Source organism: Paenibacillus sp. FSL P4-0338, from assembly GCF_038002365.1.
Taxonomy (GTDB): Bacteria; Bacillota; Bacilli; order Paenibacillales; family Paenibacillaceae; genus Paenibacillus_AQ.
Genome location: NZ_JBBOCG010000002.1, coordinates 848,373 through 864,755 on the forward strand (window position 1 = coordinate 848,373; position 16,383 = coordinate 864,755).

Annotated in this window: 12 protein-coding genes; all 12 read left to right on the top strand. The window is 54.4% G+C overall.

All coding sequences use genetic code 11. The annotated features are described in order from the left end of the window. Positions 1-82 precede the first annotated feature (82 nt). The 12 genes from MKZ07_RS27665 to MKZ07_RS27720 all read left to right on the top strand — a co-directional run bounded on the left by MKZ07_RS27665 (position 83) and on the right by MKZ07_RS27720 (position 16,362). The gene (locus MKZ07_RS27665; protein ID WP_341028775.1) at positions 83-2,482 is read left to right on the top strand and encodes a GH36-type glycosyl hydrolase domain-containing protein; all 2,400 of its coding nucleotides are present in this window, start codon (positions 83-85) and stop codon (positions 2,480-2,482) included. After that, the gene (locus MKZ07_RS27670; protein ID WP_235218408.1) at positions 2,479-2,934 is read left to right on the top strand and encodes a putative immunity protein; all 456 of its coding nucleotides are present in this window, start codon (positions 2,479-2,481) and stop codon (positions 2,932-2,934) included. The genes MKZ07_RS27665 and MKZ07_RS27670 overlap by 4 nt, the downstream gene beginning before the upstream one ends. A 43-nt stretch (positions 2,935-2,977) precedes the next feature. Continuing rightward, on the top strand, positions 2,978-3,817 hold the full coding sequence (locus MKZ07_RS27675; RefSeq protein WP_341028776.1) for an aldo/keto reductase: 840 nt from the start codon (positions 2,978-2,980) through the stop codon (positions 3,815-3,817). Between the two features lie 159 nt (positions 3,818-3,976). Further along, positions 3,977-4,873: an SDR family oxidoreductase gene (locus tag MKZ07_RS27680; protein ID WP_341028778.1), complete on the top strand. Its 897-nt coding sequence runs from the start codon at positions 3,977-3,979 to the stop codon at positions 4,871-4,873. 221 nt (positions 4,874-5,094) lie between these two features. Next, positions 5,095-5,796 (top strand): ABC transporter ATP-binding protein, encoded by a 702-nt coding sequence (locus tag MKZ07_RS27685; protein WP_076161582.1) that lies wholly within the window; start codon positions 5,095-5,097, stop codon positions 5,794-5,796. Positions 5,797-5,806: 10 nt separating this feature from the next. Beyond that, positions 5,807-8,368: an ABC transporter permease gene (locus tag MKZ07_RS27690; RefSeq protein WP_445670310.1), complete on the top strand. Its 2,562-nt coding sequence runs from the start codon at positions 5,807-5,809 to the stop codon at positions 8,366-8,368. Positions 8,369-8,962: 594 nt separating this feature from the next. Next, on the top strand, positions 8,963-10,708 hold the full coding sequence (locus MKZ07_RS27695; RefSeq protein ID WP_036694611.1) for an ABC transporter substrate-binding protein: 1,746 nt from the start codon (positions 8,963-8,965) through the stop codon (positions 10,706-10,708). Between the two features lie 120 nt (positions 10,709-10,828). Further along, positions 10,829-11,800, top strand: a complete 972-nt coding sequence (locus MKZ07_RS27700) for an ABC transporter permease (protein ID WP_036694610.1) — start codon at positions 10,829-10,831, stop codon at positions 11,798-11,800. Between the two features lie 59 nt (positions 11,801-11,859). Then, entirely contained in the window at positions 11,860-12,819 is a 960-nt protein-coding gene (locus MKZ07_RS27705) for an ABC transporter permease (protein ID WP_036694659.1), read from the top strand. Beyond that, a complete protein-coding gene (locus tag MKZ07_RS27710) occupies positions 12,786-13,802 on the top strand; it encodes an ABC transporter ATP-binding protein (RefSeq protein WP_036694608.1) in 1,017 nt (338 codons plus the stop codon). The genes MKZ07_RS27705 and MKZ07_RS27710 overlap by 34 nt, the downstream gene beginning before the upstream one ends. Beyond that, on the top strand, positions 13,799-14,824 hold the full coding sequence (locus tag MKZ07_RS27715; RefSeq protein WP_051493414.1) for an ABC transporter ATP-binding protein: 1,026 nt from the start codon (positions 13,799-13,801) through the stop codon (positions 14,822-14,824). The genes MKZ07_RS27710 and MKZ07_RS27715 overlap by 4 nt, the downstream gene beginning before the upstream one ends. A 236-nt stretch (positions 14,825-15,060) precedes the next feature. Further along, complete coding sequence (locus MKZ07_RS27720) at positions 15,061-16,362, top strand: hypothetical protein (protein ID WP_156949612.1); 1,302 nt, start codon at positions 15,061-15,063, stop codon at positions 16,360-16,362. Positions 16,363-16,383 lie beyond the last annotated feature (21 nt).

Below are 16,383 nucleotides of genomic sequence, written 5' to 3' on the forward strand. Positions count from 1 at the left end.
TGCCCCCAAACCTATGAGAGCGTATTCTTGAATAAAGTATACTAGAATGATGGATATTTATTCCGGAAAGAGAGGCACGAGAATGATCAGAGCATCTGAAGATAATGAATATTATGAGCTGTCCAGTCCCACCATTCTCCCCAAGGCTTCGGGGTTCCTGTGGAATGAGCAGATGATGATTCATATGAACTGCCGGGGCTATGCGGTAGCCCAGTTCATGCAGCCCGAGCCTGCTAAATACTCTTATGCGCCGAATCTGGAGGCCAAGACGTTCATGCAGCCGGAGCAGCCTTATTATGCCCATCACCCCGGCCGCTTCGTCTATGTCAAGGATGAGGAGAATGGAGAGCTGTTCTCTGCCCCTTATGAGCCTGTCCGCAACCCTCCGGATCATTACACTTTTGCAGTAGGTAAACATAATATTGTATGGACCATCGAGAAGAACGGGATCGCGATAGAGATGACGTTAAGCCTGCCTAAGGATGACCCGATGGAGCTGTGGCGGGTAAAAGTGACCAATCTGTCTTCAGTTCAGCGGAGTATCAGCCTCTATCCCTACTTCACCATCGGCTATATGTCATGGATGAATCAGTCGGGCGAGTATAAGGAAGCCTTGCAGGGAATTGTGGCTACAGCGGTCACACCTTATCAGAAATATCAGGATTATGCCAAGATCAAGCATCTGAAGGACAAAACCTTTCTGCTGGCCGACCATGCCCCGGCCTCCTGGGAAGTGAATCAGGAAGCCTTCGAGGGCGAAGGCGGAATCGGCTCGCCGTCAGCGCTTAAGAGTCAGCGGCTGGCGCAAGGTGAAGCCCGTTATGAGACCCCGGTTGCCGCCTTGCAATACAGTCTGGACCTGGCTGCGGGGGAAGAACGTGAATACCGCTTCGTCTTCGGCCCGGCCCGGAGTGAACAGGAGATTGCGGAGATCCGCCGGAAGCTGTTTCTGGATACCGATGCGGCAGGCGAGGACGGATTCATGCGCGCTGAGCGGGAATATGCCCAGTACATCGCGGAAGGCAGAGGAAGCATTGAGATCTCTACGCCGGATGCGGACCTCGACAATCTGGTCAACCACTGGCTGCCCCGGCAGATGTATTATCACGGGCAGACCAACCGCCTGACCACCGACCCGCAGACCCGGAATTATCTGCAGGATAATATGGGAATGAGCTATCTTAAGCCGCAGACGGCAAGAGAGGCGTTCCTGACGGCCTTAAGCCAGCAGGAGGCCAGCGGAGCGATGCCGGACGGCATTATTTTGCATGAAGCGGCTGAACTGAAATATATCAATCAGGTTCCGCATACAGACCATTGTGTCTGGCTGCCGATCTGCCTTAGTACCTATCTGGATGAGACGGATGATTACAGCATTCTGGATGAGGAAGTATCGTATACGGGCGGCCTGGAGACAGGACCTGTGCATGAGCATATCGACCGGGCGGTACAGTGGCTGCTCCATGAGCGGGATGAGCGCGGCCTGAATTATATCAATCAGGGCGACTGGTGTGACCCGATGAATATGGTAGGGTACCGGGGACAAGGCGTGTCCGGCTGGCTGACCATCGCTACCGCGTATGCTTGTATGGTCTGGGCGGATATTTGTGAGCGGAGCGGCCGTACGGATATCGCCAAGACCTTCCGCCATGCGGCGGAGGAGACGAATAAGCTCGTCAATCAGTACTTCTGGGATGGCGAGTGGTATGCGCGGGGAATTACCGATGACAATGTGGTGTTCGGAATCAGCAGCGACAAGGAAGGCCGTATTTTCATTAATCCCCAGGGCTGGGCGTTGCTCAGCGGTGCGGCCGGTGAGGAGAAGCGGGCGAAGCTGATAAAGTCGGTCCATGAACAGCTGGAGACCCCGTATGGAGTAGAAAAGCTCGCACCATCCTATACCGCCATGCGCGAGGATGTGGGCCGGGTGACCCAAAAGCATCCGGGGACAGCCGAGAATGGCGCAGTCTACAACCATGCCGCGGCCTTCTATATCTATGGCTTGTATGCAGTGGGGGAGCAGGATCACGCTTATCGTCTGCTGCGCAAAATGCTCCCCGGGCCTGATATCGAGGATATCATCCGGCGGGGCCAGCTGCCGGTGTTCATCCCTAATTATTACCGGGGGGCTTACAAGCAGTTCCCGCAGACTGCCGGACGCTCCAGTCATCTGTTCAACACCGGAACCGCTCCATGGGTGTACCGCTGCCTGATCGACGGACTGTTCGGACTGCAAGGCTGCCGGGAAGGGCTTCAGGTGAAGCCGCAGCTTCCTTCCGCGTGGCAGGAAGCCAGCGTGAAGCGCAGCTTCAGAGGCGCCGAGCTGCAGATTGAGATGAAACGTGAGTCTGGCGCAGCGGCAATCGAGGTATATTTGGACGGACAGCTTGTGGAAGACGGTGTTCTGAAAGAACTGAGACCGGGTAAGCAGTATCAGGTGCTGGTTAAGATTCCGGCAGGGGCTGCTGGAGGAGTAGAGTGAAGGCCAAACTGGCCGCTGACGGGCTGGATGAATCCATCGCCGCACTGGCCGCCACAAGTCAGCACGAAGTATTGGCTGCCTGGGCCGGGGACTGTGCAGAACGGGTACTGCCTTATGTGGAGGCGGCATCCCCGGAAGAGAAGCGGCCCCGGCAGGCAGTAGAAGCCGGACGCGCCTGGGTGCGCAGGGAGCTGAAGATGACCGCTGCACGGCAAGCTGCGTTCGCGGCCCACTCGGCTGCGCGTGAGGTAAGTCCGGCAGCGGCCTGCGCGGCTTGCCGCGCTGCGGGTCATGCAGCGGCTACCGCCCATGTAGCCACCCATGCGGTGCATGCCGCCACTTATGCGGTTAAGGCGGTGTACGAAGCAGCCGGACCCGGCCTGGCCGCTTCTGCCGTGATGCAGGAGCGCGAATGGCAGTACCGGCATTTGATCCGTCTGAATGAGGAATAACGAAGCATGAGATCGATGATCTTCACACAGGAGGCTCTTAAACATGACAAATCATATTCCGGAAATACTGCTGAATGATGGAAGGAAGGCACCTGCAATTGGCTTTGGAACTGCGCGGATCAGAGGCGCTGAGGGTGTGGAAAGTGTGAAGACAGCGCTGGATTTAGGCTATCGTCTGATCGATTCCGCATTCAACTATGAGAATGAGGGGGTTGTCGGAGAGGCGGTGCGGCAGAGCGGCATAGCCAGAGACCAGCTGTTCATTACCTCCAAGCTGCCCGGACGCCATCATAAGTATGAGGAAGCACTTAAGACCATTGAAGAATCGCTGTACCGGGCGGGGCTGGATTATTATGATCTGTATCTGATCCACTGGCCGAATCCCAAGGTGAACCTGTATGTGGAAGCGTGGCAGGCACTGATTGATGCGCGGGCAAAAGGGCTGATCCGTTCGATCGGCGTCAGCAATTTCCTGCCGGAGCATCTGGACCGCCTGATCAAGGAGACGGGGGTGGTACCGGCAATGAACCAGATTGAGCTGCATCCCTTCTACCATCAGGCGGAGCAGCGCGCGTATCATGAGCAGCACGGAATCGTCACAGAATCCTGGAGTCCGCTGGGACGCGGCGAGGATCTGCTTAAGAATGAACAGCTACGAGCTATTGCCGCAGCCAAGGGCAAATCCGTCCCGCAGATTGTTCTGCGCTGGCATGTGCAGCTGGCAGCCGTTCCGATTCCAAGATCGCAGTCGGAGGAGCATCAGCGGGAGAATCTGGATATTTTCGACTTCGAGCTGTCGGAGGCTGAGATGAAGGTGATTGCTGAGCTTCCGTCCACCGGACCGCTGTGGGACCAGGACCCGGCTGTGTACGAAGAATTCTGATCCATTTATGTTATAGAGATACGGCCCCTTGCTCTTTGGCAGGGGGCTGTTGTTTTGTTACAGCGCTCATACATAATTCGTTTGAGAAAAAGGGAAGCTGGTTACATAGAAAGAGTCAGAAGCCTACACAATCAGAAGCGAACAGAGGAGGAATACATTATGAGTGATCAATATAAGATTCAAGACCCTGTGCAGCAATATGAAAAGGCTACGCCTGAATTCGAGCAGCAGCAGCCCAGTCCCGGCCTGGAGACGAAGATGCATCCGCGTCCCGATGACGGAGCGGGTACCTACAAGGGCAGCGGGAAGCTCACCGGACGCAAGGCCGTCATTACGGGAGCGGATAGCGGAATCGGGCGGGCGGTAGCGATTGCTTTTGCCCGTGAAGGCGCGGATGTGGTGCTGGCCTATCTGCCGGAGGAAGAAGCTGACGCGAAGGAAGTCGTTAAGCTCGTAGAGGAAGCCGGCCGCAAGGCAGTGGCCCTGCCGGGGGATCTGAAGGACGAGAAGTACTGTGAGCAGTTGATTGCCAAGGCCGTAGAGGAGCTGGGCGGGATTGATATCCTGGCTAACATCGCCGGTAAGCAGCAGTTCGTGAAAGACATTGCGGATCTGACTACAGAACAGTTCGACGCTACCTTCAAGACGAATGTCTACTCGCTGTTCTGGCTCTGCAAGGCAGCGGTGAAGCATATGAAGCCGGGTAGTACGATTATTAATACATCATCGATTCAGGCCTATGAGCCTTCAGAGATTCTGCTGGATTATGCCACCACCAAGAGCGCGATCAACACCTTCAGCAAGGCGTTCGCCCAGCAGGTGGCGCCTAAGGGAATCCGGGTGAACGTTGTCGCACCGGGACCGGTGTGGACTCCGCTTCAGGTAAGCGGCGGACAGCCGGAGGAAGTCCTGAAGGAATTCGGAGCCAAGACCCCGCTGGGACGCCCCGGCCAACCTGCTGAGATGGCCCCGGCTTATGTATTCCTGGCCAGCCAGGAATCAAGTTATGTCAGCGGCGAGACTCTGAATGCCAACGGTGGAATGCCGACCCCATAAATTAAGGTTGAGTAACAACATCCTTGAGCAAGAACCTCCGCTAGGAGGTTTTTTGCTGTGAGGGGAATACTCGCAGCAGTCTGCGTCACCTGGATTCAGCGGAGGGCGGCCTCCCCCACTTTTGCCATCATAGGGGGTTCATATGCTACACTGGACTAATTGAATCGTATCTGCCAGTTCTGGTGCATAAGCGGTTTGTGGAGAAGACAGGAGGAGACGGCATGGCATTCGTAACGGTGAAGGACGAATATAAGCGCTATAAGATGGGGGAGACCCTGATTGTTGCCAATGACGGCATTGAGTTCGAGATTGAGAAGGGTGAATTTGCTGTAATAGTAGGGCCCAGCGGGGCTGGAAAGTCAACGGTGCTTAACATACTGGGCGGGATGGATTCCGCCGACGAAGGCCAGGTCATTGTGGACGGTACCGACATCGCACGATATAACGCCAAGGAACTGACCGGTTACCGCCGTAATGACGTGGGTTTCGTGTTTCAGTTCTATAATCTGGTCCCTAATCTGACCACCCTGGAGAATGTCGAGCTGGCTTCGCAGATCTCGCCCCGGGCACTCGATGCCCGGAAGGTGCTGGAGGATGTGGGGCTTGGCGCGCGGCTGAATAACTTCCCGGCCCAGCTCTCTGGCGGGGAGCAGCAGCGCGTGGCTATCGCCAGAGCGCTGGCGAAGCAGCCGAAGCTGCTGCTCTGTGATGAGCCGACCGGTGCGCTCGATTACAATACCGGCAAGCAGGTGCTTAAGCTGCTGCAGGATACCTGCCGCGACACCGGCACAACGGTGATTGTGATCACGCATAATCTGGCGATTGCTCCAATGGCCGACCGGGTCATTGAGATCAACAACGCCAAGGTACGGAAAATGGTGAAGAACGAAGCACCGGTATCCGTGGAAGATATCGAATGGTAAGGAGCCGGGAATGATGAAGAAACGGGCACTATGGAAGGATGTTTTTCGGGAGATCGGCCGCACCAAGGCGAGGTTCCTCTCGATCTTTGCAATTATTATGCTGGGGGTCAGCTTCTTCTCCGGGATCAAGTCGGCCGGACCGGATATGCTGGACACCGCAGCAACCTATTATAAGGATCTGCGGCTGATGGATCTGCGGGTCCAGTCCACTTACGGGCTGTCGGAGCGAGGGATTGAACAGCTTCGGGGGATACCCGGGGTGCAGACGGTTCAGCCTGTATACAGCTCGGATGTCTTTCTTGGCGACAGCGGGCTAATTGCCAAGGTCTATTCATATGCAGACAATAATGAACTGAACGGCTACAAGCTCACCGCCGGGCATCTCCCGGCAGCCTCTGGAGAGATTGTACTGGATGAGCACCTGCGCGAACAGGACAAATTCAAGCTCGGCGATTCCATTATCTTCGGCGGGGAGGCCGGGGAGAAGCCCGAACAGAGCTTCCGGACCAAGACCTATACTGTAGTAGGCTTCGCGCAGAGTCCGCAATATATTGAGACCGCGAACCGCGGAACCAGCCGGATCGGCAAAGGGACCCTTGATGCGTTCGCGCTCATCCCGGAAGGGGATTTCACACTTCCGGTATATACGGAGGCATACCTCAGCTTCAAGGATACGGTTGCCCAAACAGCCTATACGCCTGCGTATGATAAGCTGATTGAGCAGCATCTTTCCGGGGTGGAGGAGGCGCTGAAGGATTACCCGGCGCAGCGTCTGGAGGAGCTGAAGGCGGAGGCGGTAGCAGCGGCCAAGCAGGCTGCGGCTCAGCAGGGGACGCAACAGCAACAGCCGCAACAACAGGCAGCATCCGCCGCACAGAGCCAGCCGGAGCTGCCCAAGATATATGTGGCAGACCGCACGATTAACCCGGGATACGCCGAATACAAGGATAATGCGGACCGTTTGTCCGCGATTGCGTCGGCTTTTCCGGTATTCTTTTTCCTGATTGCAGCGCTTGTCAGTTTAACGACAATGACCCGCATGGTGGAGGAGCAGCGGCTCCAGATCGGGACGTTGAAGGCACTTGGATACGGCGCTATGGACATTATGACCAAGTTTCTGGTATACGGAACACTCGCCAGCCTTGCGGCATCTATTACGGGTCTAGCGGTCGGCTTCACGTTCTTCCCGGATCTGATCTATAATGCCTATAGCTCGCTCTACAACCTGCCGGATGTGATCAAGAGCTTCTATCCTTCCTACGCCGTGATCTCCATCATCGTAGCGCTGGTATGTACAACGATGACGGCGATGATCGCTTCACGGGTGGAACTGCGGAGTAGCGCCTCTGTGCTGATGCGGCCCAAGGCACCGAAGAGCGGGCAGCGGATTCTGCTGGAGCGCTTCACCTTCCTGTGGAGAAGGCTCAGCTTCGTGCAAAAGGTAACGGCCCGCAATCTGTTCCGCTACAAGCAGCGGATGTTCATGACCGTTATCGGGGTGGCAGGATGTACTGCGCTGATTCTGACCGGCTTTGGACTGAAGGATTCCATTGGCAGCATCGCCGAGCGGCAGTTCGGCGGGATTATGAAATACAGCGCCTTGGTAGCCCTGCATGATAATGCAACAGCCTCAGATCAGGCTTCTTATAAGAAGCTGATTGAACAGGAGACTGCGGTGACAGGTACGCTGAATGTACTGCAGGAGGCTATGACCGCCCGGGCCAAAGGCGTGAACGATCAGGAAGTGCGGATATTTGTTCCCTCGGATACAGCTGATCTGGCGTCTTTCGTTAATCTCAAGGACCGCAGCACCGGTAAGCCGCGTGTACTTAGTGACGAGGGCGCGGTCATTACAGAGAAGCTGGCCAAGCTGTATGATGTTGCTCCCGGGGATACATTGACGCTTCTTGACAGCAATAATGAGCCATTCCAGGTCAAGGTATCAGCGGTCACTGAGAACTATGTGCTGCATTACGTATACATGACTCCGGCTTACTACATGGAGGTGTTCGGCAAGGAGCCGGTCTATAATACTCAATTACTCAACTACAGCGGCAAGGATAAAGGGTGGGAGAGTGCCTTCAGGGAGAAGCTGACTGCTAATGGCCAGGTGGCCTTGGTCAGCTTTTCCAGCGGAGTGGGAGAAGCCTTCGAGGAAACTATGGACAGTATGGATATCGTCATTGTGGTGCTGATTGTCTCTGCTGCCGCGTTGGCCTTCGTGGTTCTGTACAACCTGACCAATATTAACGTATCCGAGCGGATCCGCGAGTTGTCTACGATTAAGGTGCTCGGCTTCTATGATAAGGAAGTCACTCTGTATATTTACCGGGAAAATATTCTGCTGACCCTGCTCGGCATCCTGTCGGGCAGTGCCCTGGGGGTGATCCTGCACCGTTTCGTCCTCTCGACCGCTGAGCTGGATGCCACCATGTTCGCTCCGCTTATCAATTGGCAGAGCTACATCTATGCAGCGCTATTGACCATACTATTTTCAGGGATCGTAATGGCTTTCATGCACATCAAGCTCAAGCGGATTCATATGATTGAAGCGCTGAAGTCGGTAGAGTAGTTCAGTCACGATTTTGTCAAAAAAATAAAAAAGCATCAGTATATAAGGAAGGATAATGAGCCGGGGGCAGAGGGAGCCCGGAGCCGTTATTCTTCTTTTTTGTGCCTGAAAAGGGCTGGATAACAAGAGGATTAGCGCAGAAACACACAGAAATATGATGAACAGTGTCGAAAAATAGCGAATATGATAAGAAAGTGTCATTAAAACTAACCCGATTAAACTCATTATAATGATGTGTGAAAGGTTTTTTTACAGTTATTCCAAGATACATTGGAAGTAAATGTTTCAGGAGCAAAAAAGTAAGATTATACAGCGGTAAATAAATATATTGACGTAAGATATATTCACATGTAATATAAACCATAATTTATGAGGGAAGTTGTGAGGCTTCCCGCCGGAAAAGTTATCCCTGATCCTAATTGACCTGCGGTCTATTTATCGCATTCCTTCAATATATATTAGGTGTGATGTTATGTCACATGTAATGCGAAGGCGGTCATTAGCAGTCTTAGGCGCATAACGATCCGGAGCATCCAGTCTCCCGAGAAGCTTTGAAGAGCAGGTACAAGCACCTAACTAAGGAGGAGTAAAGGAATGGCGAAAAAGAGAAAATGGTGGTCAGGTTTACTAGTCTTATCGTTGGTAGGGGTTCTATTTACAGGTTGCAGTACGAATAACACTGCGGGTTCTTCAACAAGTGCGCCTGCAGCCACTACAGCTCCGGCAGAGAGTACAGCGCCTGATGCTACGGAAGCACCTGCTGCTGACGCGCCTGTTGACGGCGGAACACTAGTTACAAGCTCATTCTCCGATATTGTTAATATTAATCCCCTCTTAGTTAATGACACCGCTTCTGGTGATGTGGCCCAATTCGTCTTCGCCAAGCTGTATAACCTGGACCGTGAAGGCAATGTACAGGCAGAGGATTGGTCGCTGGCTGCCGCGCTGCCGGAGATCTCCGAAGATGGCTTGACCTACACTGTGAAGCTGAAGGATACCGCCAAATGGAGTGACGGCCAGCCCGTCGTTGCAGATGATGTAGTCTACACCGTTGAAATGGCCAAGAATAAGGAGACTGGCTCGCCCCTGATCAGTGCCTTTGACAAGGTGAAGACCGTGGAGAAGGTCGATGACCACACGGTGAAATTCACGATGTCCCAGATTTACGCCCCATTCCTGTACGCGCTCGTTCAGGAGATTGTTCCCGCTCATGTTCTTAAGGATGTGAAGCCGACCGAAATGCAGAAAAACGCTTTCGGTACAGATCCGGCTAAGACCGTTACAAGCGGACCGTGGAAATGGACAGCCTGGAAGCAGGGAGAGAGCCATACCCTGGATGCTGATCCGGCCTACTGGGGAACCGTGAAGCCTCATATCGCTCAGATTATCTATAAGGTCTATGCCGACCAGAATACTGAAGTTCAGGCGATTATGAAAGGTGACACAGACCATATTAGTGCGATTCCTGTAACCCAGGTTGAAGCAGTTAAGGCTGACGGCAAAATCGATATCATCCAGAAGCCGGGCGCACAGTATGAATATGTTAACTTCAACTTTGACGGCAAGAACTTCCCGGATGGCTACGGCCTGTTCCAGGGACAGAAGACCAGACAGGCGATTGCCCATGCCCTGAATCGTCAAGGGATGGTAGACAATATCCTGAAGGGCGTAGGCGCACTGATGAATGCACCGTTCCTGCCAGATACCTGGGCTGACCCGGGTGATGCTGCTGTGAACTATGATTACAATGCTGAAACGGCCAAGAAGCTCCTGGCTGAAGACGGCTGGGTTGCGGATGCCAAAGACGGCATTCTGGTCAAAGATGGCCACCGCTTCTCCTTCGAGCTGCAGTATAATGCCGGCAACAGCCGTCGTGAACAGGTAGCCGCTGTTATCCAGCAGAACCTGAAAGATGTAGGCATTGAAGTGAAGCCTAAGGCGATCGATTTCGCTGCATGGATTGACCAGAACGTAACGCCGGGTAAATATCAGGCCCTGCTGCTGGCATGGTCGCTGAATACTCCGGACCCGGATGCAGAGAGCATTTTCTCCTCCAAGTATTTCCCGCCTGCCGGACAGAACAGCGGCTGGTATAAGAATGAGAAGCTGGATAAGCTGTGGGTAGACGGATATTCCACGGTAGATCAGGCTAAGCGCAAAGAAATCTACAAAGAAGTAGGTAAGGAAATCTCGACCGACCTTCCTTATGTCTTCCTGTATCAGTATGGTCAGGCGATCGGAACAGGACCTAGAGTGCACTGGGCAGAGGAGGATGCTCCTGAGCCGTCACTGGGCTACGGACAGTTCTTCCACGCTATCAAATGGTGGGTAACCGAGTAACGTACCGACTAACTGAATAGACTTGCGGGAGGTGAAAGAGAATTCTCTTTCACCTCCCCCTTTTGTATAAATGGGGGGCTTCCGTAATCTATCGCCTTACCATCTCTAGGAGGACAGCCAATGACAGAATATCTGATACGCCGTGTACTTCAATCGGTACTGGTCATCTTTCTGATTACCATACTAACCTTTCTTCTCATCCATGCGGCTCCGGGCGGCCCTACGCAAGTGATGCTCGCACCGGGACTGACGCCGGAAATATTTGCGCAGCAAGCCAAGAACCTGGGCTTGGATCAGCCCATTCCTGTACAGTATTTTCACTGGATCGGCGACCTGCTGCAAGGGGATCTGGGTTATACCTTTAAGAACCATATTGCGATCTCGGACCTGCTGTGGCCGCGTATCGGCAATACCATAATCCTGATGGGGGCAGCTTGGCTGGTATCGCTGCTGATCGCAATCCCCTGGGGAATCTACAATAGTACCAAAGTCTATGGTTTATCGGATCAGACGGCTTCCTTCATTTCTTATCTGGGCTTCGCCATGCCGACCTTCTGGTTCGGGATTCTGCTGCAGCAGTGGCTGTCGCTCAAGCTGGACTGGTTCCCATTGTCGGATATGCATACAAGAGGCAAGGAAGACAGTATCGCTGATTTATTCATGCATCTGGTGCTGCCAATAACAGTGCTGGCACTTGGTTTCCTGGCTTCTTATATGAAGTATGCGCGGGCCAGTATGCTGGAGGTGCTGGATCAGGATTATATCCGGACGGCACGGGCCAAAGGCGTCAAGGAACGGAAGGTCGTCTTCCGCCATGCCCTGCGCAATGCGCTTATTCCAATTATTACGATACTTGGCCTTGATCTTCCGATCCTGGTGGGAGGGGCCGCACTAACAGAGAATGTATTCAACTGGCCGGGAATGGGCCGTTGGTTCGTAGAGATGGCCACTGCGCGCGAATATTCGGCACTGATGGCTGTGACCATCGTAACGGCTGTGATGGTCGTCATTGGCAATCTTCTGGCAGATATACTGTATGTCGTAGTTGATCCCCGCGTGAAGCTCGGCAAGCAAGGGGGGAAGGCAGCATGAGTACAGACAATACTGAGCTTGCCAAAGGGAAGGTATCCAAGCCGCTGGGGACACCGGATATGAGTCCGATGCCGGGCGGGACCGACCCGGAAATTCCAGTGGTGGATCTGGACAGACCTCCCGGCCCATGGAGAGTGCTGTGGAAGAAGTTTTCACGCAATCCTTTTGCCATGGGCGGATTGGCCGTCCTGCTTATCTTTGTGCTGCTGGCGATCTTCGCACCGTTCCTGACTTCCTATGGGCCGGAGAAGATTGATCTGATGTTCGCCAACCTGAAGCCGGGAGCGGAGGGTCATCCCCTCGGCACTGATGAGCTGGGCCGTGATATTCTCAGCAGATTGCTCTACAGTGCGCGAATCTCGTTGCTTATCGGTTTTTCCGTTGCTTTTGTATCCGTGCTGGTCGGATCAGTGGTCGGAGCCATTTCGGGTTACTTCGGCGGATTTGTGGATACGGTATTCATGCGTATTGTTGATGTCATGAACTCCGTACCGTCCCTGTTCCTGAATATCCTGGTGATGGCGCTGTTCGGAACAAAGATTAAATTCATGATCCTGATTCTGGCGTTCACGAGCTGGATGAGTATTGCCCGGCTGGTCCGGGGAACCTTCCTGCAGCTGCGTGAAATGCAGTATGTGGAGGCGGCCAGAGCAATCGGGGTATCCAGCTGGGGGATCATCTTCCGGCATCTGCTCCGTAATGCAAGCTTCCCGATTATTGTCAATGCCACGTTGATGGTCGGCGGCGCGATTCTCAGTGAATCTGCATTGTCCTATCTTGGTCTTGGTATCCAGGCTCCGGCTACGAGCTGGGGGCTGATGCTTAGCAACGCGCAGGAGTTCATGCTGGTTGATCCGATGCAGGCGGTGTATCCGGGCTTTTGCATCCTGATGGTGGTGCTGGCGGTTAACTTTATCGGCGACGGCATCCGGGATGCCCTTGATCCCAGACAGCAAGTGACCAAATCCCGGAGGAGGCTGGAACAATGGCGCAAAAACTACTCGAAATCCGGAAACTAACCGCCGGCTTTGCGACAGAGAAGGGGCTGCTCAAAGCAACCGACGGCATCTCCCTTACGGTGAATAAAGGTCAGACGGTCTGTATTGTAGGCGAATCCGGCAGCGGCAAAAGTGTCACCTCGCTGGCGATCATGCGCCTGATTGATTATGCGGGCGGTATGATCCTGGATGGACAGATTGACTTCCATGGACAGGATCTGGGGGCGAAGAGCCAGGAGGAGATGCGGGAAATCCGCGGCAACCAGATCGCTATGATCTTCCAGGACCCGATGTCTTCGCTCAACCCGGTCTTCACCATAGGCGAGCAGATCGCTGAGAGTCTGCGGCTGCATCAGAATAAGAAGGATGCAGAAGCGCTGAAGCTGGCGGTCGATCTGCTTAGATTAGTGGGGATTCCCGCACCGGAGATCCGTGCGAAGCAGTACCCGCATGAGCTGTCCGGCGGGATGTGCCAGCGCGTAGTCATTGCGATTGCGCTGGCCTGTAAGCCCGAGCTGCTGATTGCCGATGAGCCGACCACCGCGCTTGATGTGACGGTCCAGGCGCAGATTCTGGATCTGCTCCGCAAGCTTCAGTCGGAGCTTGGCATGTCCATCCTGCTGATTACCCACGACATGGGGGTGGCCGCCGAGATGGCGGACCGCATTGCTGTCATGTATGCGGGTGCTATCGTGGAAGAGGGCGGTGTGGAAGAGATCTTCGACCATCCCAGCCATCCTTATACGATAGGTCTGCTCCAGTCAATTCCGGGGTTCGAAGGCGGACGGGGAGGCGAGCTCTATACGATCAGCGGAACGATTCCGCCGATAGGACAATTGCCTGCGGGCTGCCGCTTCCACCCGCGCTGTCCGCATGCTATGGAGATCTGCCGGAGCCAGGAGCCGCCGGATTTCATGATCACGGGTGATCACCGGACCGCCTGCTGGCTGTTCAAGGATAAGCCAGTTTCAGCGGGTACCAGCAGGGAGGCGAAGCGCGCATGATGAACAGGGCAGCAACCATACCAGACCGTAAGCTACCCGCTTCTTCTGAAGTGCTGGTGGAAGTTAAAGATATTAAGAAATATTTTCCGATCACCAAGGGTCTGCTTAACCGGACCGTTGGACAGGTGAAGGCTGTGGATGGGGTCAGTCTGGCGATCCGCCAAGGTGAGACGTTCGGGCTGGTCGGGGAATCCGGCTGCGGCAAATCCACTTTCGGACGGGTACTGCTCCGGCTGCAAAGTGCGACCGGGGGGCAGGTGTTATTCAAGGGCCAGGATATCCATTCGCTGGGTTCGCGTGACATGCGGAAGCTGCGGGAAGAGATGCAAATTATCTTCCAGGACCCGTTCGGGTCGCTCAATCCGCGCTTTCTCGTCAAGGATATTATCGGCGAGCCGCTGCGCATTCACTGGAAGATGTCCGGCAAGGAGATCGATGCCCGGGTAGTTGAGCTGATGGAGCTGGTGGGTCTGGATGCCAGCCGCCGGAACCGCTACCCGCATGAATTCTCCGGCGGACAACGCCAGCGCATCGGTATCGCCCGGGCGATTGCACTGAATCCGCAGTTTATTGTGGCCGATGAGGCCGTGTCTGCGCTGGACGTATCCGTGCAATCCCAGGTCATTAACCTGCTGATGAAGCTGCAGAAGGAACTGGGCCTCACCTTCCTTTTCATCGCGCATGGTCTTAACGTAGTCCGGCATATCTCTGACCGTGTTGGGGTTATGTACCTGGGTAAGCTGGTGGAGGTAGGAGAGACGGAGGAGCTGTTCGCGGCTCCGTTGCATCCGTATACTGCCGCCCTGCTCTCGGCCATTCCCAAGCCTACGCCAAGGCGCAAGCAGGAGCGCATTATGCTGGAGGGAGATGTGCCCTCCCCGGCCAATCCGCCCTCGGGCTGCCGGTTCCATACCCGCTGCCCGTTCGTCCAGGACAAATGCCGCTTCGTGGAGCCGCTGCTGGAAGAGGTCCTGCCGGGCCGTCCGGTAGCCTGTCATTTCCCGTTACTTCCGAAATCCTGATTAAGGATTACCCTACGCTGTATCGAAGAGGAACGCTGCTGAATCTTACGCAGTGTTCCTTTTTTGTCATGCCCGATCAAACTAATCATTGTGCTACAGGCATTTCTATAAGAAAATGAGAAAAAGACAACGCAAAGGTTGCGGAACCGGAGGCTATGGTGAAAAAGGTCAATACAGCAATTTCAGCACTCTTTATACTTGTTATGATATTAGCTGTCTGGGTATGGGCTGTGTCCGTGCATACCTGGACCCTGGCGGGGACCTTGGCTTCGCTGCTCTGTCTGGCCCTGTTTATCTGGACGGGCCTGCGGGCCATACCCGCTATAACCGGATACATCATGAGCCCAGGCGCACTGCGGACGGTGAATATGGACGACTCGCCGGAGGAACGGCAGCGGACCTGGTTGAAGATTGTGCTGTGGGTGATATTCAGCCGGGTGCTGCTGATCCTGGCAGCTTATGTGTTCTGGGTGCTTCGGGAGGGAGGCTCCGGCAGCCTGTTCTCCCGCTTCATTGAGATGTGGCATATCCGCGGAATTGATGCGATGTCCTATCTGGGCATTGCCGAGCGGTGGTATGTGACGGAAGGGGACCCCAGATTTCATATTGTATTTCTGCCGTTCTTCCCCGTTATGATCAAGCTGGCGCAGTTCTTCACAGGAAATTATATGGCTGCCGGATTTGTTGTAGCCAATCTCTGCACGCTTGTTGCGGCGTTGTTCGCTTATGAACTGGCCCGGCTGGATATGGGGCGCAGGAATGCCCTGCGGGTAGTGAAGTACATCTTTATCTTTCCGTCGGCCTTCTTTTTCTTCCTTCCCATGACGGAGGCGCTGTTCCTGCTGCTCTCCCTGATGGCGCTGTATTTTGTGCGCAAAAAGCGCTGGCTGCTGGGCTGCCTCTGCGCGGCGCTGGCCGGATTCACCCGTTCCCCGGGGATTCTGCTGGCCGTGCCGATTGCCGTGGAATTTGCCCGGGAGCTGGCTGCTGGCTACAGGTCAATGGACCGGAAGGCTTTTACGAATAAGCTGATCTTGGCTGTCCTCTCTCTGGTGAGCGTCTCGTTCGGTCTGCTGGCTTATCTCTACATCAATTACAATGTGACGGGCAACGCATTCCAGTTCAGTATTTATCAGCGGGAGCACTGGTCGCAGCGGTTCTACTTCTTTTTTGATACCGTGAGATATCAGATAGAGTATGCGGTGAATACCTTCAAGGATGCCGATTACCGGTCATTCCTGGGGCTGTGGCTGCCGAATTTGTGCGCGATCTTCCTGGTTCTCTTCATGATGCTCCGCAGTGCGAAGAAGCTTAATCCCGCTTATATGGCGTACATGATCGCCTATTTCGTCTATGTGGTGGCCCCGACTTGGCTGCTGTCTGCTCCGCGTTATTTCGCTGTAGCTTTTCCGCTGGCCTTCGCCGCTGTGCTATTGACGGAGGATAAGAGATGGAAGGATATCCTGCTCACGACGCTATTCATTGTGGGGGGTCTCCTGTATCTGGCGGTGTTTGTATCCGGTTATCCGGTGTATTAGTGTGTACTAGAAATTACAGAA